At 45.2% G+C, this 21,551-nt stretch carries 20 protein-coding genes; 17 read left to right on the forward strand and 3 right to left on the reverse strand.

What is annotated here, in order from left to right:
• Positions 1-35: 35 nt before the first annotated feature.
• The 5 genes from SDEN_RS09100 (at position 36) to SDEN_RS09120 (ending at position 5,319) form a co-directional block, all read left to right on the forward strand.
• Positions 36-1,313, forward strand: a complete 1,278-nt coding sequence (locus tag SDEN_RS09100) for a replication-associated recombination protein A (protein ID WP_408640239.1) — start codon at positions 36-38, stop codon at positions 1,311-1,313.
• On the forward strand, positions 1,306-1,680 hold the full coding sequence (crcB, locus tag SDEN_RS09105; RefSeq protein WP_011496187.1) for a fluoride efflux transporter CrcB: 375 nt from the start codon (positions 1,306-1,308) through the stop codon (positions 1,678-1,680). The genes SDEN_RS09100 and crcB overlap by 8 nt, the downstream gene beginning before the upstream one ends.
• 18 nt (positions 1,681-1,698) lie before the next feature.
• Complete coding sequence (serS, locus tag SDEN_RS09110) at positions 1,699-2,985, forward strand: serine--tRNA ligase (RefSeq protein ID WP_011496188.1); 1,287 nt, start codon at positions 1,699-1,701, stop codon at positions 2,983-2,985.
• 686 nt (positions 2,986-3,671) lie between these two features.
• Complete coding sequence (gene rluF / locus SDEN_RS09115) at positions 3,672-4,601, forward strand: 23S rRNA pseudouridine(2604) synthase RluF (RefSeq protein WP_011496189.1); 930 nt, start codon at positions 3,672-3,674, stop codon at positions 4,599-4,601.
• 133 nt (positions 4,602-4,734) lie between these two features.
• Entirely contained in the window at positions 4,735-5,319 is a 585-nt protein-coding gene (locus SDEN_RS09120; protein WP_011496190.1) for a VF530 family DNA-binding protein, read from the forward strand.
• A 142-nt stretch (positions 5,320-5,461) separates the two neighbouring features.
• Here the strand turns inward: SDEN_RS09120 and SDEN_RS09125 are convergent, their stop codons facing one another.
• Positions 5,462-6,652, reverse strand: coding sequence for an amino acid aminotransferase (locus tag SDEN_RS09125; RefSeq protein WP_011496191.1), 1,191 nt, complete (start codon positions 6,650-6,652; stop codon positions 5,462-5,464).
• 380 nt (positions 6,653-7,032) lie between these two features.
• Here SDEN_RS09125 and aroA point away from each other — a divergent pair, with 380 nt between their 5' ends.
• The 11 genes from aroA to SDEN_RS09180 all read left to right on the forward strand — a co-directional run bounded on the left by aroA (position 7,033) and on the right by SDEN_RS09180 (position 18,092).
• On the forward strand, positions 7,033-8,319 hold the full coding sequence (aroA, locus tag SDEN_RS09130) for a 3-phosphoshikimate 1-carboxyvinyltransferase (protein WP_011496192.1): 1,287 nt from the start codon (positions 7,033-7,035) through the stop codon (positions 8,317-8,319).
• Positions 8,320-8,563: 244 nt separating this feature from the next.
• Entirely contained in the window at positions 8,564-9,247 is a 684-nt protein-coding gene (gene cmk, locus SDEN_RS09135) for a (d)CMP kinase (RefSeq protein ID WP_011496193.1), read from the forward strand.
• 77 nt (positions 9,248-9,324) lie between these two features.
• Positions 9,325-11,028 (forward strand): 30S ribosomal protein S1, encoded by a 1,704-nt coding sequence (gene rpsA, locus SDEN_RS09140; RefSeq protein WP_083759648.1) that lies wholly within the window; start codon positions 9,325-9,327, stop codon positions 11,026-11,028.
• Between the two features lie 77 nt (positions 11,029-11,105).
• Complete coding sequence (ihfB, locus tag SDEN_RS09145) at positions 11,106-11,393, forward strand: integration host factor subunit beta (protein WP_011496195.1); 288 nt, start codon at positions 11,106-11,108, stop codon at positions 11,391-11,393.
• Positions 11,394-11,522: 129 nt separating this feature from the next.
• Positions 11,523-11,804: a LapA family protein gene (locus tag SDEN_RS09150; RefSeq protein ID WP_011496196.1), complete on the forward strand. Its 282-nt coding sequence runs from the start codon at positions 11,523-11,525 to the stop codon at positions 11,802-11,804.
• A complete protein-coding gene (gene lapB, locus SDEN_RS09155; RefSeq protein WP_011496197.1) occupies positions 11,805-12,965 on the forward strand; it encodes a lipopolysaccharide assembly protein LapB in 1,161 nt (386 codons plus the stop codon).
• Positions 12,966-13,044: 79 nt separating this feature from the next.
• Positions 13,045-13,740: an orotidine-5'-phosphate decarboxylase gene (gene pyrF / locus SDEN_RS09160; protein ID WP_011496198.1), complete on the forward strand. Its 696-nt coding sequence runs from the start codon at positions 13,045-13,047 to the stop codon at positions 13,738-13,740.
• Between the two features lie 50 nt (positions 13,741-13,790).
• Entirely contained in the window at positions 13,791-14,603 is an 813-nt protein-coding gene (locus tag SDEN_RS09165; RefSeq protein ID WP_011496199.1) for an SDR family oxidoreductase, read from the forward strand.
• Between the two features lie 35 nt (positions 14,604-14,638).
• Positions 14,639-15,190, forward strand: a complete 552-nt coding sequence (locus SDEN_RS09170; protein ID WP_011496200.1) for a DUF2058 domain-containing protein — start codon at positions 14,639-14,641, stop codon at positions 15,188-15,190.
• Positions 15,191-15,232: 42 nt separating this feature from the next.
• A complete protein-coding gene (locus SDEN_RS09175; RefSeq protein WP_198134634.1) occupies positions 15,233-16,141 on the forward strand; it encodes a methyltransferase domain-containing protein in 909 nt (302 codons plus the stop codon).
• A 199-nt stretch (positions 16,142-16,340) separates the two neighbouring features.
• Positions 16,341-18,092, forward strand: coding sequence for an acyl-CoA dehydrogenase family protein (locus tag SDEN_RS09180; RefSeq protein WP_011496202.1), 1,752 nt, complete (start codon positions 16,341-16,343; stop codon positions 18,090-18,092).
• 70 nt (positions 18,093-18,162) lie between these two features.
• Here SDEN_RS09180 and SDEN_RS09185 read toward each other — a convergent pair whose 3' ends face one another.
• Entirely contained in the window at positions 18,163-18,450 is a 288-nt protein-coding gene (locus tag SDEN_RS09185) for a YciI family protein (RefSeq protein WP_011496203.1), read from the reverse strand.
• Positions 18,451-18,539: 89 nt separating this feature from the next.
• Between SDEN_RS09185 and SDEN_RS20225 the strand changes: the two genes are divergently transcribed.
• Positions 18,540-18,881, forward strand: a complete 342-nt coding sequence (locus tag SDEN_RS20225; protein WP_011496204.1) for a winged helix-turn-helix transcriptional regulator — start codon at positions 18,540-18,542, stop codon at positions 18,879-18,881.
• A gap of 77 nt (positions 18,882-18,958) precedes the next feature.
• On the opposite strand, the gene fadE is transcribed toward SDEN_RS20225, so the two are convergent.
• Positions 18,959-21,406, reverse strand: coding sequence for an acyl-CoA dehydrogenase FadE (gene fadE, locus SDEN_RS09190; protein WP_011496205.1), 2,448 nt, complete (start codon positions 21,404-21,406; stop codon positions 18,959-18,961).
• Positions 21,407-21,551: the final 145 nt, after the last annotated feature.

Here is a 21,551-nt window from a genome sequence, read left to right on the forward strand (position 1 = left end):
ATTTTTCGCCAGATTTCAGACCCTTGGCCGCCAGAATGCGCCCAAGGGTATTAAGTGAATACATAGGCCAGTCGCACCTGTTAGGTGAGGGTAAGGCGTTGCGAGTCGCCCTAGAGGCCAATCGCGCCCATTCCATGTTGTTGTGGGGGCCGCCCGGCACCGGCAAGACCACCTTAGCTGAACTGATTGCCCATTATGCTAATGCCCATGTTGAGCGCATTTCAGCAGTCAGCTCAGGGGTAAAAGACATTCGCGCCGCGATAGAGCAAGCCAAAGCCGTGGCCCAAAGCCGTGGTCAACGCACCTTATTATTTGTCGATGAAGTCCACCGTTTCAATAAAAGCCAGCAAGATGCCTTCTTACCTTATATCGAAGATGGCACTGTCATTTTTGTGGGCGCAACCACTGAAAACCCCTCATTTGAGCTTAATAACGCCCTGTTATCCCGTGCGCGTGTGTATTTAATTCACAAGTTAACCGAAACCGAAATAACCGAAATTATCATTCAAGCCCTTGAAGACACAGAGCGGGGGCTAGGTAAACGGCAACTGATCATTCCCCCTGAGGTGATGGCAGAACTTACTCATGTCAGCGATGGCGACGCGAGAAAGGCGCTTAATTTAATCGAATTAATGAGCGATCTCGTTGCCGATGGTGATGCCGTTAATCTTGAGATGTTAAGTCAAGTGGTGGGCCATAAGGCCGCGGGTTATGATAAAAATGGCGATCAATTTTATGATTTAATTTCTGCGGTGCATAAATCCATTCGCGGCTCGGCTCCCGATGCAGCCCTGTACTGGTTTTGCCGTATTTTAGAAGGCGGGGGCGATCCCTTGTATGTTGCCAGGCGCTTACTGGCCATTGCCTCTGAGGACATAGGTAACGCCGATCCTGTGGCCATGACGGTGGCCTTAAATGCTTGGGATTGTTTTCATCGAGTGGGTCCAGCAGAAGGTGAGCGAGCCATCGCACAAGCCGTGTTGTATCTTGCCAGTGCCCCCAAAAGCAACGCTGTGTATACCGCCTTTAGCGCTGCGAGGGAGCTTGCTCACGCCACAGGTCATGAAGCGGTACCGAACCATTTGCGCAATGCCCCGACAAAATTAATGAAAACCTTGGCCGTGGGTGAAGGTTATCGTTACGCCCATGATGAGCCAAACGCTTATGCCGCCGGTGAATGCTACTTACCGCCATCACTCGAAGGGCAGCAATTTTATCAACCCACGGAGCGGGGGTTTGAGAAGCGCATTAAAGAGAAACTTGCGCAGTTAAATCAACTTGATGGCCATAGCAGGGTCAAACGCTATGACTAATTTACTGTTTGTGGCCCTGGGCGGTTCAATTGGCGCGGTTTTGCGCTATCTTATGTCAATTATTATGATCCAGCTATTTGGAAGCAGTTTTCCTTTTGGTACACTGTTGGTCAATGTACTAGGTTCATTTTTTATGGGTATCGTTTATGCCCTAGGGCAAGTGAGTCACGTAAGCCCTGAGTTGAAAGCCTTGGTTGGCGTTGGTCTGTTAGGCGCATTAACCACCTTTTCAACCTTTTCCAATGAAACCTTATTGTTAATGCAACAAGGTTATTGGTTTAAATCACTGATAAATGTGTTGTTGAATGTCTCCCTGTGTATCTTTATGGTGTATCTGGGTCAGCAACTGGTCTTTTCTCGCGTTTAACTTAAAAGAATATATAACATGCTAGATCCTAAATTTTTGCGTACTGAACTGGATGCCACTGCTGAGCGTTTAGCCAGCCGTGGTTTTGCCTTAGATACCGCTCATTTGAGCCAACTGGAAGAGACCCGCAAGTCACTTCAAGTGGAAACAGAAGAATTGCAAGCATCCCGAAATGCGATTTCTAAATCCATAGGTCAGGCCAAATCTCGCGGCGAAGACGTCAGTGCCATCATGGCGCAAGTGGGCGACTTAGGCAGCAAGTTAGATGCAAAGAAAGCGGAACTTGCCGAGCTATTACACGCGATTAACCTTATCGCCATGAGCACGCCAAACTTGCCAGATGAAAGTGTGCCTTGCGGTAAAGATGAAACCGAAAACTTAGAAGTGCGCCGTTGGGGCACACCAAGAAGCTTTGATTTTCCGGTTAAAGATCATTTAGACCTTGGCGAAGCCTTAGGCGGGCTGGATTTTAAAAGTGCGGTTAAAATTACTGGCTCACGTTTTATTGTGATGAAAGGCCAGCTTGCACGTTTAAACCGTGCGCTAGGCCAATTCATGCTCGATTTACACACCCAAGAGCACGGTTACACAGAAACGTATGTGCCCTTATTGGTTAACGAAGACAGCTTGCTAGGCACAGGTCAGTTGCCAAAATTTGGCGAAGACTTGTTCCACACTAAGCCTGCCACAGAAGAAGGCCAAGGCTTAAGCCTTATCCCGACGGCGGAAGTGCCATTAACCAACTTAGTGCGCGACACTATCGTTGAAGTGAGTGATTTGCCATTGAAGTTCACGGCGCAAACCTCATGTTTCAGAAGTGAAGCGGGCTCTTACGGCCGTGACACCCGTGGCCTTATTCGTCAACATCAGTTTGAGAAAGTAGAGCTTGTGCAAATCGTCAAACCTGAAGATTCGATGCAAGCCCTAGAAGAACTCACCTTACACGCCGAAAAGGTGCTGCAGCTATTGGGCCTGCCATACCGTACCATGTTGCTCTGTACCGGTGACATGGGCTTTGGCGCCAGCAAAACTTATGATCTTGAAGTCTGGTTACCGGCGCAAAATACCTACCGCGAAATTTCATCATGTTCAAACATGAAAGATTTCCAAGCCCGTCGTATGCAGGCAAGGTATCGCAATCCGGAAGACAATAAACCTGCGTTGCTACACACCTTAAACGGTTCTGGCTTGGCTGTGGGTCGCACCTTAGTGGCAATTTTAGAAAACTATCAAAATGCCGATGGCAGCATCACAGTGCCAGATGTGCTACACAAATACATGGGCGGCACCACCCTTATTGGTTAATCATACTGGCATGAGAGTAAGGCATTGAATACCCATTCAATGCCTTTTTTTAATTGCTATTAGGTTTAACGGTTACCGCACTCCTGTTTTATCAGTACCATAGAAGCAATAAAAATAGTGTTCATCATAATATAATTGAGTCGCCATTTGAGCGACAGTGAAAGGAAGCCATGCGTTCTAGTTCGAGTTATTTTCGTTGGTTGGCCAAAAGTGCGGTTATTTTCACGTTTATGTGCTTACTGCTTAGCATGCTAGGCCAAGCTATATGGATAGTGATAGAAAATATACAACTAAATATTTAGCGGCTCTGTGTACCCTAAAACTCAAGAGTAAGTGAAATCATAATCCCAAAAAGTGCTGTGTTCTGCGTTAAATACAGTATCACCGTTTTTATTTTAGAAATAAAAGCATGCAAATTTACTTAATTATGAATAGATATTACGACAATATCATTTTTAGACTCGGTAGTTTTAGTCGTCCCCATCGCTTCTGGATAGAATAGAACGCTTAGAAGCGATGTTGGTTGTTAGGTATATCAGCTATTCTGGTTTTTTGGAATTGAATGCACTGATGCTTATGCAATTCAGTAAAAATTGATAAACTCTCAAAAATGAGCCTTAGGGTTAATTCGTTGAATATTTTTGATTTATTTTTTGATGTTAAATTTCTCTTTGAAGGATCCCAACGTGACAGACTCAGCTATTCGTCTTAATAAATACATCAGTGAAAGTGGCATTTGCTCAAGACGTGATGCCGATCGTTATGTTGAACAAGGCAATGTGTTTATTAACGGCAGGCGGGCTCAGGTGGGCGATCTTGTCTCTATCGGCGATAAAGTCAAAGTGAATGGTCAAGATATTGAGCCCAGAGATGCTGAGAATCTAGTTTTTATTGCGCTTAATAAGCCTGTGGGCATCGTCAGCACCACAGAAGGCAGTGAGCGGGATAACATTGTGGATTTCGTTAATCATTCAAGTCGTATCTTCCCCATTGGCCGTTTAGATAAAGATTCTCAAGGGCTGATTTTTTTGACCAACAATGGCGATCTGGTCAACAAAATACTTCGTGCGGGTAATAATCACGATAAAGAATATGTGGTTACTGTGAATAAGCCCATTACCGATGACTTTATCAAAGGCATGGGAGCTGGCGTGCCTATCCTTGGCGTTGTTACCAAAAAGTGTGTCGTTGAACAAGTGTCACCCTTTGCGTTTAAAATCGTGCTAGTGCAGGGGCTTAACCGTCAGATCCGCCGCATGTGTGAATACTTTGGCTTTGAAGTGACCAAACTTGAACGCCAACAAATTATGAATGTCAGCCTTAAAGGTCTGCCAATAGGGGAATGGCGTGATTTAGACAAGCAAGAGTTGGATGTCTTGTTTGATATGATCAAAGACTCCTCTTCAGAAGATAAAAATGCCGCAGCAAAAAAGAAGCCTAAACCTAAGCCCAAAGTTGCATCTCTTAGAGATAAAATTGAAGGACCTGAGCACTTTATGCAGCATAACCGCAGCACTAAACATAAAGGGCAAGCCAAAGGCCAACCTAAAGGTCAAACTAAAGGCCAAGGTAAGGGCAAGCCCGGCGGCGGACGTAAACCTAAAGCATCACGTTAGTTAACCTGTGTTGACGTCTGAATACATTCATTAGGCAGGTATATTTGATAAGATAAATAGCCTGAATTGGGCATATTATTGCTATCATAGCCATTCGTGTTCATTTAGGACCGCAGATTTAGTTAGGATCAATATGATAGAAGAGCAACAAAACAATCCATTACATGGCCTTAAGCTTGAGACTATGATTACCGAGCTGGTAGATTGTTATGGCTGGAAGATTTTATACGCCGCCCTTAAGCTTGAGTGCTTAAACCTTAATCCATCCATTGAAAGCTGTCAGAAGTTTCTCAAGAAAACCGAATGGGCCAGAGAGAAAGTAGAAAACTTTTATCTGTATCGTTTTAAGCGTATGCCTAAGGCTAACGCCGAGCAATATGAACTCAAACCAAGAGAACGTGGATTTGCTGCAGGCATACAGCCTCGTAAGCCTATGGTGCTGACCTTTGAGTCGATTGCGAAAATGCAACAACAGGCCCATGCGGAATTTGAGGCTGCCAGAGCCGCAAAACCTAAATTTAATCAATCTAGAGGTGCAGACTCTAGAAATTCAAACTCCAGAAGCAGTGGTTCAGGCAACAGGAAAAACTCTGGCTTTGATAATGGCACCAGTGAGTCAAGAGCCAGAGACAGGTATGACAGTGGCCGTGATGATTTCGAAAGAGATCCAAGCAAGCCTAAGCCATCCACAGATCCCAATAATCCTTGGGGTAAGTAAGCTCAATAGTTTGGGTTAGCTTAGGTGAGTCATACAGCATAAAAAAGGTCGTCAATTGACGACCTTTTTTATGCTGTATGACTCATCGCTTATTACCTCGAGGCATTACGTGAGGACTATATAAAGCTTACAGCAGCTTAAGCTACAGTACCTTAGCGATAGACTTGGCCAAGTAGTCCACATTAGCCTCGCTGATACCCGCAATACTTATACGGCTCGAACCCACCATATAAATACTGTGCTCTTGCTTTAGTCGCTCTACTTGCTGGGGATTAACCCCAAGGAAAGAGAACATGCCTTTTTGACGAGCGATAAAGCTGAAATCACGCTCAACAGCATTCATCTTTAGCTGTTCAACCAGCATGGCACGGTTACCATTAATGCGATCGCGCATGACTTTCAGTTCATCAAGCCATTGTTGCTTAAGGGCAGGGGTACCTAAGATAGTTTCTACAATCGCTGCGCCATGAGCGGGCGGCATAGAGTAAATACAGCGCACCACGTATAACAAGACTGAATTTGCCACATTGGCTTGGTTACTGTCTTTGCCCACTAACGTACAGGCACCAATGCGCTCACGGTATAGACCAAAGTTTTTAGAACATGAACTGCATAGGATCATGTTTTCTACTTTTGCGGCCATTTGACGAACGCCATAAGCATCTTCATCCACACCATCGCCAAAACCTTGATAGGCCATGTCGATAAGCGGTGTGAAGCCTTGTTTAGCAGTGACTTCAATGACTTCATCCCATTGTGCTTGGGTTAAATCCATGCCACTTGGGTTGTGACAGCACGCATGCAGCAGTACCACGTCATCTTTGCCTATGGTGGCAAGCTTAGCCATCATTTGATCAAATTTAAGTGTCTTGCTGTCATAGTCATAATAGGGATAGGTTTTTACGGTAATGCCAGCCGCTTCGAATAACCCCGTGTGATTAGCCCAGGTTGGGTCGCTCACCCATAAGACGGCATTAGGATTACAGCGTTTGATGAAATCTGCCGCGACCCGTAGCGCACCAGTACCGCCTGGGGTAGATACGGTTCTAATTCTGTCAGCAAGCAGGGCTGGGTGGCTATGACCAAACGCGAGTTCTGTCATCAACTGGTTAAAAGGTGCAGAACCTGTTGGGCCTATGTAGACTTTGGTGTCTTCGGTTTCAAAGCGCAGTTTCTCAGCAATTTTCACACAATCCAAAATGGGGGTGTGACCGCTGGGATCTTTATAGACACCGACACCCAAATCAACTTTATTCGGGTGCGAGTCGGCACGGTATTGAGTTAACAGGCCCAAGATGGGATCTGCAGGCATGGCGCTTAGGCTATGGAACATGGCTTTTACCTTTATTTTTTGATCTATTATTTAACAGTAATGCGAGTGTGCTAGGTTTTAATGCTCAAGCAATGTGAAAACCCTAATTAGGTCGGGCTTAGATTGTGAAATCAATACGCCTTCATGCCACCCACTTGAAATTTTTCAATTTATTTAGCTTGGTATCGCCTTAGAATAACGTGCTTTAAGGCGATTTTTAAACAAAAACTCATTTTTAGACACTTTATATTTATCTTGAGAAGAATTCAGTTGGAAAGATAAGCTGACAATGAAAAAATACTGTTCACTGTGGCCGTAATCTGCTGTAATGCCTCTCCATTACAAAATTCGTGTCTTAACCCAGATTAAGATAACCATTTCTTTAGCAAAAGAAGAAGCAAATGAAGCAACTGCATCTTGAACCTATTGCCTGCATCGATGGCGAAATTAATATTCCTGGCTCGAAAAGTATCTCCAATCGAGCGCTGTTATTGGCAACCTTAGCTAAAGGCACCACCACCTTAACCAATTTATTAGACTCAGACGATATCCGCTATATGCTGGCATCCCTTGAGCAACTCGGGGTTCAATTCGAACTCAGCGACGATAAAACTCGCTGCACAGTGCAAGGCATGGGCGGCGCGGTTTCAGCATCCACTGCGCAAACATTGTTTTTAGGGAATGCAGGGACGGCAATGCGGCCATTGTGTGCAGCATTAACATTAGGCCAAGGGGAATTTACCTTAACTGGCGAGCCCAGAATGGAAGAGCGTCCCATAGGCGATTTAGTTGATGCGCTGCGCCAATTGGGCGCCAGCGTGACTTACCTTAAAAATGACGGTTTCCCGCCACTTACCATTAATGCCACGGGTCTTAATGGCGGCGATGTGGATATCGCGGGGGACTTATCCAGTCAGTTTCTTACTGCACTCTTAATGGTGGCGCCACTAGCTAAGGGCAAAGTGAACATCAATATTAAAGGTGAGCTAGTGTCAAAGCCTTATATCGACATCACCTTAGCCCTTATGGCGCAGTTTGGCGTTGACGTGCAAAACCATGATTATGCTCGCTTTGAAATTAACCCAGGGCAGCAATACCTGTCACCGGGCAAAGTATTGGTGGAAGGGGATGCCTCATCGGCCTCTTACTTTTTAGCGGCAGGCGCTATCGCAGGTGGTAGTGTCAAAGTCACAGGCGTGGGCCGTTTAAGCATTCAAGGTGATGTGAAATTTGCCGATGCCCTTGAGAAAATGGGCGCGGATATTGAATGGGGTGATGATTTTATTATTGCCCGCAGTGCTAAATTATCCGGCATTGATATGGACATGAACCATATCCCAGATGCGGCTATGACTATCGCTACTGCGGCATTATTTGCCGAGGGGGAGACCTGTCTTCGCAATATTTATAATTGGCGTATCAAGGAAACAGATCGCTTACATGCCATGGCAACAGAGCTTAGAAAAGTAGGTGCGGTAGTTGAAGAAGGTCATGACTTTATTCGCATTACTCCGCCAGTGAAGATGAATACTGCTGCCATTGATACCTATAACGACCATCGCATGGCCATGTGTTTTTCGCTACTGGCGTTTGCGGATTGCGGCATCACAATTAATGATCCCGACTGCACCTCAAAAACCTTTCCCAGTTATTTCGCCGAGTTCGCCCGCTTGACTCAAGAGGCTTAACTGGTAGAACACATCTCGAAGTTAAGGTTTGTCGCCCTAAATGGGCATTGAGAGCCATTGCGTTTTTTGGATCTCTTTGCCTTTGATTCACTGCCGTCTGGGGCCAAGTTCTCAGTGAAAATGTGACCAATTGGCGCGACAAAAAATACTCCAGATTATATTTTAGATTTGTTATATAATGCCGCCCGCTCATTTTTGATGAAGACCAGAACCATTAGGGAAGCAGGTTATTTTCGGAGGAATTATGTCTGAACGGACGCCAATAGTTACAATCGATGGCCCAAGCGGCGTAGGTAAAGGCACAATCAGCCAATTACTTGCTCAGCATTTAGGTTGGCATTTACTCGATAGTGGCGCGATTTACCGTGTGTTGGCCTTGGCCGCGATTCATCACGATGTTGAGCTTGAAAACGAAGAAGCCATCACCTTGTTAGCGGCGCACTTAGACGTACAGTTTTTATCTGACGCCGATGGCAAGGGCATTAAGGTTATTCTTGAAGGTGAAGATGTTACCAGCAGCATTCGCAGCCAAGAATGCTCAAATGCAGCCTCTAAAGTGGCGGCTTTACCGCGAGTGCGAGAAGCATTATTGCGTCGCCAACGGGCATTTTCTACCGCACCAGGCTTAATTGCCGATGGCCGTGATATGGGCACAGTGGTTTTTCCCAAAGCAGCTGCTAAAATCTTTTTAATCGCTTCGGCCCAAGAAAGGGCCCAGAGACGCTATAATCAGTTGCAGGACAAGGGCTTCGATGTTAATATCGACCGCCTTTTAGCTGAAATTATTGAGCGAGATGAACGTGATACTAATCGCGCCGCCTCACCACTAAAGCCAGCAGATGATGCATTGGTGATTGACACCAGTGGGATCGGAATTAATGAAGTGTTTGAGCGTGTGCTTGAACATGTCAAGGCAAGTATATCTTAGGGTGTTAATGGTTAACACTCGGGATAGGCATTCATATTAAGGATGATATGAATCAAATTACTGACTCCACATCTAGGATGGATGGTGGTTTATTAAAAGAAAGTAACCTAAACATGACTGAATCTTTTGCTGATCTATTTGAACAATCCCTTCTAACTCTGGAGTTCCGTCCAGGTTCTATCGTTCGTGGTACTGTTGTTGCCATCGAAAACGGTATGGTACTTGTTGACGCTGGTCTTAAGTCAGAAAGCCCAATTTCTGCTGACGAATTCAAAAACGCTCAAGGTGTTTTAGAAATTCAAGTTGGTGATGAAGTTGATGTTGCGCTTGACTCTGTTGAAGATGGCTTCGGTGAGACTCAATTGTCTCGCGAAAAAGCTAAGCGCCATGAAGCGTGGATCGTTCTAGAAAAAGCGTACGAAGATGCTGAAACTGTAATCGGTATCATCAATGGTAAAGTTAAAGGCGGTTTCACTGTTGAATTAAACGGTATCCGTGCCTTCTTACCAGGTTCTCTAGTTGACGTGCGCCCAGTTCGCGACACCGCTCACTTAGAGTACAAAGAATTAGAATTCAAAGTTATCAAGCTTGATCAGAAGCGCAACAACGTTGTTGTTTCTCGTCGTGCTGTTATCGAATCAGAAAGCAGTGCTGAGCGTGATGCACTTCTTGAAAATCTACAAGAAGGCCAAGCAGTTAAGGGTATCGTTAAGAACCTAACTGACTACGGTGCATTCGTAGATTTAGGTGGCGTTGACGGTCTACTGCATATCACAGATATGGCGTGGAAGCGTGTTAAGCACCCATCTGAAATCGTTAATGTTGGTGACGAAATCAACGTTAAAGTACTTAAGTACGATCGTGAGCGCACTCGTGTGTCACTAGGTCTTAAGCAACTTGGCGAAGATCCATGGTTAGAAATCAGCAAGCGTTACCCAGAAAGCACTAAGCTATCTGGTCGCGTAACTAACCTAACTGACTACGGTTGCTTCGTAGAAATCGAAGAAGGCGTGGAAGGTTTAGTACACGTTTCTGAAATGGATTGGACTAACAAGAACATTCACCCATCTAAAGTTGTTAACTTAGGTGATGAAGTTGAAGTGTTAGTACTAGACATAGACGAAGAACGTCGTCGTATTTCTCTAGGCCTGAAACAGTGTAAAGTTAACCCATGGGATGACTTCGCAACTCGTTACAATAAAGGCGACAAGGTTTCTGGTAAGATCAAGTCAATCACTGACTTCGGTATCTTCATCGGTCTTGACGGCGGCATAGATGGTCTAGTTCACCTATCTGACATTTCTTGGAACGGCACTGGCGAAGACGCAGTATCTGAGTACAAGAAAGGCGACGAAATCCATGCAGTGGTTCTTTCAGTAGACCCAGAGCGTGAGCGCATCAGCTTAGGCGTTAAGCAAACTGAAGATGATCCATTCAACGCATACCTAGCTGACAAGAAGAAAGGCACCGTAGTTAACGGTACTGTTTCTGCTGTTGATGCAAAAGGCGTGACTGTTGAACTAGCTGACACAGTTGAAGGTTACGTTCGCGTAGCAGACATTTCAGCTGAGCGTATCGAAGATGCATCTACTGTCTACACTGTAGGTGATGCAATCGAAGCTAGATTCATGGGTGTTGATCGCAAGAACCGTTCTATCAGCCTATCTATCAAAGCGAAAGATGAAGCTGAACAGAAAGAAGCGATTGCTACTCTGAACAAGCAAGATGACGTTGTGATCAGCAATGCAATGGCTGAAGCATTTAAAGCAGCTCGCAAGTAATCGAAATCGCCTGTTGTAAAGGGAGTTCGCTCCCTTATAGGCGACTGTGTTTGGCTTGATAATAGGGGATAGCTAGGATGACAAAATCTGAACTTATCGAAAAACTCGCCACTAGGCAGTCGCAACTGTCGGCGAAAGAAGTGGAAAGTGCAATCAAAGAAATGTTAGAGCAAATGGCGACAACATTAGAAGGCGGTGATCGAATAGAAATCCGTGGCTTTGGTAGTTTTTCACTTCATTATCGTGCGCCTCGTACTGGCCGTAACCCAAAAACTGGTACCTCAGTTGAATTGGATGGCAAGTATGTTCCGCACTTTAAGCCCGGTAAAGAACTGCGCGAACGTGTCGATGCGGTTAATGTTTAATTAACCCATGAAAAAAGCCTCCGTCAGGGGGCTTTTTTATATCTATTGCACAGCAAAGCTGGTCAGCTCGGCAAATTTCTTGGATAATCAGACCATTGATATCATAAACGTCCTAGTATGGAGTATCACGTGAGATCCTTTATCGCCATTATCTTGGTTGGCCTGTGTTTTGTTTTAGCATTAATCTTTGGTGCTAAAAATGAACAATTGGTGACTGTCAGTTATTTTATCGCTGAAGGCGAATACCGCTTGCCATTAGTGCTTGCTGTTGTCTTCTTTGGCGGGTTTATGCTCAGTTGGTTATTTGCCTTCTTCTATATCGCTAAGCTTAAATTGGCCTTAAGAAAAGCCCATAAACTCCTGAGTAAGCAAGGCCTGAGTAATAAACCTGTGCAGGATAAAACAGTTTAGATGCTAGAGATCCTCTTTCTGCTATTACCCGTTGCAGCCGCCTATGGTTGGTACATGGGTAGGCGCAGTATTCGCCAGAGCCAGCATCAAAAACAAAATAAGTTAAGCCGAGACTACTTCACTGGGCTTAATTTTCTGCTGTCTAATGAATCTGATAAAGCCGTTGATTTGTTCATTACCATGTTGGATGTGGACGATGAAACCATAGATACCCATTTGTCCTTAGGTTCGCTGTTTCGAAAGCGCGGTGAAGTTGACCGTTCAATACGTATTCATCAAAACTTAATTGCCCGTCCAAGTCTGACCACAGAACAACGTGATATCGCCATGATGGAGCTGGGCAAAGATTATATGGCGGCAGGTTTTTATGACAGAGCCGAAGAAATCTTTACTAATTTAGTTAGCCAAGATGAACACAGTGAAGAGGCTGAAACTCAGCTAATCTCCATCTACCAAATTACCAAAGAATGGCAAAACGCCATCGATACCACTAAACGTTTAAGTCGCAAGCGGCAGCAATGTTTAAAACCTATCACGGCGCATTTCTATTGCCAGTTAAGTGATGAAGCCACTACAGAAGAACTGAAGGTAAAGAAACTGCTACAGGCGGTAAAATTAGACCCCCAATGCGGCCGTGCCTGGTTAAGCCTAAGCAAAATATATCTCGATAGCGGCAAACAAAGCGAATGTAAACAAAGTCTATACGCCTTACTAGACGGCGATATTGAATTGTTTGCCGATGGTCTGAGCGTCGCCAAGCAAGTATACCGTGATAGCCAAGATGAAAGCGGATATCAACAACTGCTGCTTAAAGCCATAGAGGCTGGGGCTGGTGTCAGTGTTGTCATCGCCCTGGCTGAATTAAAGATAGCCCAACAGGATATTGAAAGCGCCGAAACCTTGGTGCTGGATAATCTCTATCGCCATCCGACCATGAAAGGCTTCCAGCATTTAATGCAGGCGCATATAAAGCAGGCGGAAGACGGTCAGGCGAAGCAGAGTTTGACTATGCTTGGGAAGTTAGTGGAACAACAAATTAAATATCGTCCTAGTTATCGCTGCCATGCCTGTGGTTTTCCTTCTCATGGACTCTATTGGCATTGTCCCTCCTGCAAGCAGTGGGGTAGCATCAAGCGCATCAAAGGCCTTGATGGTGAATGACCTTAGCTTAAGTTAGGTTTCAAGTAACACTTTTAGTTAGAATAGTATCAACCCAGACTGGCAATACAGTGGAGAGCAGATGAACACCAACCCAATTTTAGTCGCCCTAGATTTTGATGATAAAGCCGCTGCACTGCGCTTAATTGACCAGTTAGATCCTAGTCTTTGCCGTTTAAAGGTTGGTAAAGAAATGTTTACCCTGTTTGGTCCTCAGTTAGTGCGTGATATCCATGATCGAGGTTTTGATTTGTTTCTGGACCTTAAATTTCATGACATTCCTAATACCGTGGCCAAAGCCGTGAGCGCCGCAGCAGAACTTGGGGTGTGGATGACTAATGTGCATGCCAGCGGTGGACTTGCCATGATGCAGGCGGCTAAAAAAGCCCTCGAGCCCTATGGCGATAAAGCCCCCTTGTTGATTGCAGTTACTGTGCTGACGTCCATGAGTGATGAAGACTTAGCCTTGCTTGGGATTAATGTGCCCACAGTTGAGCATGTGCTGAGACTTGCAAAACTCAGCCAAGATGCAGGTCTTGATGGCGTAGTATGTTCGGCTCAAGAAGCCAAGCTGCTTAAGCACAATTTTGGCGCCGATTTTACCTTAGTGACCCCAGGTATTCGCCCTGTTGGCAGCGAAATCGGCGACCAACACAGAGTGATGACGCCGCCTCAAGCACTGCAAGCAGGTTCTGATTTTCTGGTGATAGGCAGACCCATTACTCAGGCAAGCGATCCCTTAGCGGCACTAAAAGCAATCCATGAATCATTGGTTTAAGCCGATGAAATCTGCCGTAGCTTAACTCATTAAGAATAAAGGAGTGGATTATGTTTGAATACACAGGCAAAAATGTGGTGGTAGTCGGTGGTACCAGTGGCATTAACCTGCAAATCGCCTTGAGCTTTGCAACTGCTGGCGCCAATGTGGCCGTGGCGAGTCGCAATCAAGACAAGGTCGACGCCGCAGTCAGTCAGTTGCAAATGGCGAACCCACAAGGTAAACACTTTGGGGTGAGTTTCGATGTGCGTGATAACGACGCCTTAACCACAGGTTTTGCGCTGATAGCCACCAACATGGGCCAGATTGATGTGCTGGTCAGTGGCGCAGCCGGTAATTTCCCCGCAAGTGCCGCCAAACTTTCACCCAACGGCTTTAAATCTGTGATGGATATCGATTTATTGGGTAGTTTTCAAGTGCTCAAACAAGCTTATCCATTAATGGCACGTCCAAGTGGCAGCATAATTCAAATATCAGCACCGCAGGCCTATGTGGCCATGCCACTGCAAGCCCATGTGTGCGCCGCCAAAGCTGGCGTAGATATGCTAACCCGCACCTTAGCCTTAGAGTGGGGCGTTGAAGGCATACGAATTAACTCCATAGTACCAGGGCCCATTGCTGATACTGAAGGCTTTAATCGCTTAGCACCGAGCGATGCACTGCAAGCTAAAGTGGCAAACAGTGTTCCCCTTAAGCGTAATGGTCGTGGCCAAGACATTGCCAATGCGGCGTTATTTTTAGCCTCAGATATGGCATCTTATATTACCGGTGTGGTGTTACCCGTGGATGGTGGCTGGGCATTGGGCGGCGCCAGTATTGCCATGACTGAATTAGGTGAGTTAGCAGCCAAGCAAGGGCTATAACTTAGAACATGTGTTGAAAGTAAAGGTAGATTAAGATGGCTAATGCGTTACAAGAGCAATTATTGAAAGCAGGGCTTGCCAGTAAGCAGAAAGGACGTGATGTAAAAACCCAGCAGCGTCGTGACAAAAAGGCAAAAGTGGATGATGGCAGCGCCGCATTAAAGTTAGAAATTGCTGAGAAGAAACGTATTCAAGCTGAAAAAGATAAAGCACTTAATGAAGCACGTTTTGCAGAGGCAGCAGAAAAAGGTCAAGTGAAAGGGTTGATCAACGAGTTCACTCGCTTTGCGATTAAGCTGCCAACCAATGCTGAACTCAAGTTTAATTTTACCTTGGATAACAAGATCTTATCTGTTTATATCACGGAAAGTATTCAGCGTGATCTACTCAATGGCACCTTAGGCATAGTGCGCTATGAAGACAAGAGTTACTTGGTTCCTCACAAGCTTGCCGAACGGGTTAACTTACTCGTACCCGAGTGGTGCGGTTATTTATGGGATAAATCGGCGATTGATTCAGTAGAGCAGGTGAGTGGAGCTGACGATCCTTACGCAGATTACGCCATTCCAGATGACTTGATGTGGTAAGGCGATCTAGCTAGCTATTTTTAGGCTGCTTTAGAAGGATTTATGGATATGCACAGCCCACGGGAACTTGCTTTACTGTATCGTCAAGGTAAAAATATTACTCAGCTAATGCGAGATGAACGGGGTCTTATTCATAATTCAAATGAAATTATCGAAATCTCCTATGACTTACAAGCTGGAAGCTATATTGAATCCATGGGAGAGGCATGGATGGCTGAGCATAATGCCGAATATTGTCAGCAATTAGCTAAAGTGATCCTTTCGTTGTGCAATCCGGACTCTATTCTAGAAGCTGGGATCGGTGAGGCAACGACCCTTGCCGATTTATTGCCACATTTGAGCAAAAAAATTTCGAGTTATGGTTTCGATATCAGTTGGTCTAGAGTGGCTTATGGCAAACAATGGCTGCAACAACAAGGTATAAGCAATACCGTGCTTTGTACCGGGAATTTGTGCCATATTCCCTTTGCAGATAATGCGGTTGAATTGGTTTATACCTCCCACTCTTTAGAGCCAAATGGTGGCAACGAGGCTGCAATTTTAAAAGAGTTATATCGCGTAACCAGTAAGTTTTTAGTATTGTTGGAGCCGGGATACGAATTAGCAAATAAAGATGCAAAACATCGTATGGAGCAACATGGCTATTGCAGGAATATAAAAAGTATCGCGCAATCATTAGGCTATAGAATACTGCTTCATGAATTTTTCCCCAGTAGTGTAAACCCGCTCAACCCCACAGTGATCACCATAATCGAAAAACCGCCTAGTTTCGAACCGGCTAAACACATTTTAGCCTGTCCAAAATATAAAACCCCCCTAGAAAATATCGAAAACATGCTATTCAGTCCTGAGTCATTAATGGTCTACCCCATTGTCGGCGGCATTCCGTGTTTAGGTATAAATAATGGCTTAGTTGCAAGTAAATTCAGAGAATTAATTTCAAAAGGTTAACGCCAACAGGATTTAGTTTCCCCCACTTAAGCACCAATTTAGAACAGCGTCGCCTACATTCAACGACTCAATATCATATTGCTCGATTACAGAAGTACTTAGCACTAAATTTGAACGCTATGCGTGTTTCTCATTGGCTTTTATCACTTATTTAGTATAAATTAAAACACATGTTTGAATTAATCGTTTAAGAGCCACTATGAATCCTTACCAAGCTCCATTGCAAGATATGCAGTTCTTACTCACTCAAGTCTTTGATGCCCCAAACACTTGGGAGCAACTGCCAGCCATCGCTGAAATGCTCGACATGGACACGGCCAGTGCCATTTTAGAAGAGGCGGCCAAACTCAACCGTGATGTGATGCACCCGCTGAATCGCAGTGGCGATGAGCAAGGGGTGAGTTTTGTTGATGGTAAAGTGATAACGCCTGATGGCTTCAAAGCGGCTTACGATACCTTCGCTCAAGGTGGTTGGGTTGGGCTATGTGGCGATCCTGAGTTTGGCGGCATGGGCATGCCAAAGATGCTTGGGGTGTTAGTGGATGAAATGGGCTACAGTGCCAATAACTCCTTTACGCTTTATAGCTCGCTCACAGCTGGTGCGGCCTTGTGTATTCATGCCCACGCCAGTGATGAATTGAAAACCACTTATTTACCTCATTTATATTCTGGCCATTGGGCGGGTGCCATGGACATGACTGAGCCTCAGGCGGGTTCAGACTTAAGAAACATTCGCACTAAAGCTGTGCCACAGGAAGATGGCAGTTACCAAATTACTGGCAGTAAGATATTTATCACAGGTGGCGATCAAGACTTAACGGAAAACGTTATCCACTTAGTGCTAGCAAAATTGCCAGACTCGAATGGTATTTCACTGTTTTTAGTGCCAAAAATCGCGGTGAATGCCGATGGCAGCTTAGGTGAGGCGAATGGCGTCACTGTGGGCTCAATTGAGCACAAGATGGGCCTTAAAGCGTCGGCAACTTGTGTAATGAATTTTGATAGCGCCAGAGGTTTCTTAATTGGTGAAGCCAATCGCGGTCTAGCCTGCATGTTCACCATGATGAACTACGAGCGTCTCGCCATTGGTATTCAAGGCCTTGGTAGCGCACAAGCGGCGTATCAGATGGCGCGGGATTATGCCAATGAGCGAATTCAGGGCACGGCGGCAGATGCCACCGAAAAGCGAAACGATCCAATTATTGTCCACGGCGATGTGCGCCGCATGCTATTAACCGTTAATGCCATGACCCAAGCGGGTAGAGCATTAGCCGTGATGACTGGCAAGCAGTTAGATCTAGCCAAATACGCTACTGGTGACATTCAGCAAAAAGCCGCTAAATACGTCGGGCTATTAACGCCGGTGGCCAAAGCCTTCTTAACCGATCGCGGTCTTGATGCGACTATTATGTCCCAGCAAGTGTTCGGTGGTCATGGTTATATTCGTGAAACAGGCATAGAGCAGTTAGTCCGCGATACCCGAATTGCACAAATATACGAAGGCACCAATGGTATTCAAGCACTTGATTTTATAGGCCGCAAAGTGACAGGTGATGATTTACATGCCTTAAGCTTATTGGTTGATGATATCAAAGTCGAGTTGGCTAGTTTTGACAAGATAAAGCCTGAAGATAAACAGGCGGTATTATCAAGACTTGATGCCTTGATGCAGACGGCACAATTTGTCAATGATAATAAGGCGCAGCATCCGGCATTGCTCAATGCTTCAGCAGTCGACTTCCTCGATGCCTTTGGTTACACCTTATACGGATACTTCTGGCTTGCTATGGCGCAGCAATCTCATAAGGTAGAAGATAAAAACTTCACCGCCACTAAGCAATACCTTGCTGATTTTTACATCAATAAACTATTGCATAAAGCCGATTACCATTTGGCCCAAGTGAATGCCGGTGACAGCAGCATCATGGGAATGCCAGCAGAGTTGTTCTAATTTTTGATTTATCCTTTACTAAATAAAGCACTGCTATTATGGCAGTGCTTTTTTGTTGGTGTTTAAACAGTTAGCCTAGGATAGCTTGATAGTCTTTAGCAGCCATTACAGGGATAAACTCTGTAATCACATAGCTGACGGCGCCACTTTTAATGAAAGGATCAGAGTTTAATACTCGCCTAAGCTCCTCTTCATTGTCATGTTGTGAAATCAAAATCCCTCCCGTCCTAGGCACTTTCCTACCTCCAAACATCAGCTTGTTTACTTGGTATTCTTTTTCTAAATAAGACTTATGTTGCTGGGTTAATTCTGGGGTGATTTTTTCAAGATCGGTAAAGCTCATGTCGACTAAATACATTTATCGCTCGCTTTTTTAATGAATTAATATACAGTTGCTACTTATTTCGCAGCGAATAATATCGCTACTTTTTCAGAAGCGCAACAATTATGAAAACACCATTACCCAAAACACAGGTGAGAGGCTCCAACTCAGGGGTCGCCATCATGGCAGTATTTGACCTTCTAGGTCGGAAATGGAACATGAGAATACTCTGGGAGCTTAACAGGGGAAGCTTGAGCTTTAGAGGATTACAAGCATGCTGTGACGACATGTCACCGTCAGTATTAAACACCAGAATTAAACAGCTAACGACAGCTGAGTTACTGTGCTCAACCCCTCAAGGATACCAATTAACTGACCTAGGCTTGTCATTAATGGTAACACTCGATCCCTTAAGGGAGTGGTCGGCGCAATGGGAAGCGAGCACAAGGCTAAATCCCACCAAGTAGTTGTTGATGGTTAATTGACAGATAAAAAAAGGGTAAAGCCTTAGCTTTACCCTTATTGTTGACCAATTTTTTAACTGTTAAGCCGCTTTGACTTGTTTGGCCGCTTTTACCACCTGAGCCTGAAGCTCTTCTGGGGCAAAGTCATCCACATTAACCGACTTCATACGGCCAATTTCTGCGCGCTCAAGTAAGGCGATTTCGCTGTCACTTAACACACCAAGGGCACGACCTTCAGCAGCCACTTTATCTAACCACATGAAAGGTAGACGTTTGCCAGACGCTTTGCACACTTTGTCGTACAGTGGCTCTGCGGCTAGGATGTCTTTGAAGGTTTGCTCTTGAATGCCCACAGGATTGTACTGTGATGCAGTCCAGTATTGGCCTTGACCCAGACGTTCACGACTTGCACAAGGGGTTTGCATGATTTGTGCAACCTTATGATCTAACACATCTGATGGACGCTTAAGCGGACGACCGAATGGGAAGATGACCACACGTAACACAGGACCAAGCCCCATAGGGAAGTTATCCAGTAACTCATCTAATGCTGTTTGCAGCTTGTGCAGCGAATCTTCAACAGCCCACTGAACTAAAGGTAAATCTTCAACCAAACGACCCTCATCTTGATAACGCTTAAGCGTTGCAGAGGCTAAGTATAACTGGCTTAATAAATCACCTAAACGGGCTGAGATACGTTCTTTACGCTTAAGGTTACCGCCTAAGGTGGCCATCGCCAAGTCAGACAATAGCGCTAAGTTGGCACTGAAACGGTTCATCTGCTGATAATAACGCTTGGTTTTATCAGAATAAGGTGAGTTAGTGAAACGGCTCGATGTCAGACCCATCCAGAAGCTGCGGATAAAGTTTGAGATAGCAAAACCGATATGACCAAAAATAGCCGCATCGAAGTTTGCAAGGCCTTGACCCGATTCGGTATCAAATGCTGATTCCATTTCTGTCAATACATAAGGATGGCAGCGAATCGCACCTTGACCATAGATGATCATAGCGCGAGTCAAAATGTTAGCGCCTTCAACGGTAATCGCGATAGGGGCAGCTTGATAGCCACGGCCTAAATAGTTGTTCGGGCCAAGACACACGCCTTTACCACCGTGAATGTCCATGGCATCGATGACGCATTTCTGCATTCTATCGGTTAAATGGAATTTCACGATTGCAGAGATAACCGATGGCTTTTCGCCTAAATCAATCCCTGTAGTCGTTAGCGATGTTACCGCGTCCATCAGGTAAGCGTTACCGCCGATGCGCGCCATTGGCTCTTCGATACCTTCAAGCTTACCGATAGGCAGTTTGAACTGGCGACGTATGCGAGCATAAGCACCTGTTGCTAGCGCAGCGGTCTTAATACCACCAGCTGAGTTTGACGGCAGGGTAATACCTCGGCCAACCGATAAACACTCAACCAGCATGCGCCAGCCTTGGCCAGCCATTTTAGGGCCACCAATAATGAAGCTTAACGGAACGAAGACTTCATTACCCTGAGTTGGACCATTTTGGAACATACAGTTAAGCGGGAAGTGACGACGACCTGTAATGACGCCTTCAACATCCGTAGGGATAAGCGCACAGGTGATGCCTAGCTCTTCTGTTTCACCGAGTAAATGATCAGGATCGCGCAGTTTAAAGGCTAAACCTAACACTGTGGCAACAGGGGCTAAGGTGATGTAGCGCTTGTTCCAGGTAAGTTTCATACCTAACACTTCTTCGCCTTCCCACTCGCCTTTACACACAATACCAAAATCTGGGATAGCGCCTGCATCACTGCCAGCTTCAGGGCTAGTTAATGCAAAACAAGGGACTTCTAAGCCTTTAGCAAGACGAGGTAAGTAATGATCTTGCTGCTCAGTGGTACCGTAATGTTGCAGAAGCTCGCCTGGGCCTAATGAGTTAGGTACACCTACGGTCGATGCTAATTCACTGCTCACGCCGGCCAATTTTTGCAAAACGCGAGACTGGGCATAGGCTGAATACTCTAAACCACCGTATTTTTTCTTAATGATCATGGCGAAAAAGCCATTGTCTTTGAGGTACTGCCACACATCTTGTGGAAGATCGGCTAATTGGTGAGAGACCTGATGCTGATTCAACATGGCACACACAGTTTCTACCGGGCCATCTAAGAAGGCTTGTTCATCAGCGGTTAAACGGGCTTGCGGGTAGTTATGCAGCTTGCTCCAATTTGGATTACCGGCAAATAAGTCAGCTTCCCACCAAGTCGTACCGGCTTCGATGGCTTCTTTTTCGGTCGAAGACATCTCAGGCATAATGCCGCGGTAAACTTTCATTAAGGGACGGCTGATAAACTGCTGTCTAAATGATTTGATATTAAAAGGTAATGCCACGACTAAGAAAACGATCCAAGCTGTGGTATTTACTATCTCAGTTGCGCTGCCAACTGCCATTACTACTAGCGCACCTAAGGTGGCTGTGAGTAACGATACCCGAAGGTAAGCCATGGCACCTAACACCAAGATCATGGCGATGATCCAAAGTAGGGTAGTCACTGTTTTTCTCCTTAAAGCCACCCAACATATGGAGTGACTTTTATTATGATGATCCTATTCACAAGTATAGACCGTGGTCAGACCTGTGTCTCATAAAAGTTAAACCTAACTGGCATCGAATACAAGTAATTTTCAAACAATTGTT

The organism is Shewanella denitrificans OS217, from assembly GCF_000013765.1.
Classification (GTDB): domain Bacteria; phylum Pseudomonadota; class Gammaproteobacteria; order Enterobacterales; family Shewanellaceae; genus Shewanella; species Shewanella denitrificans.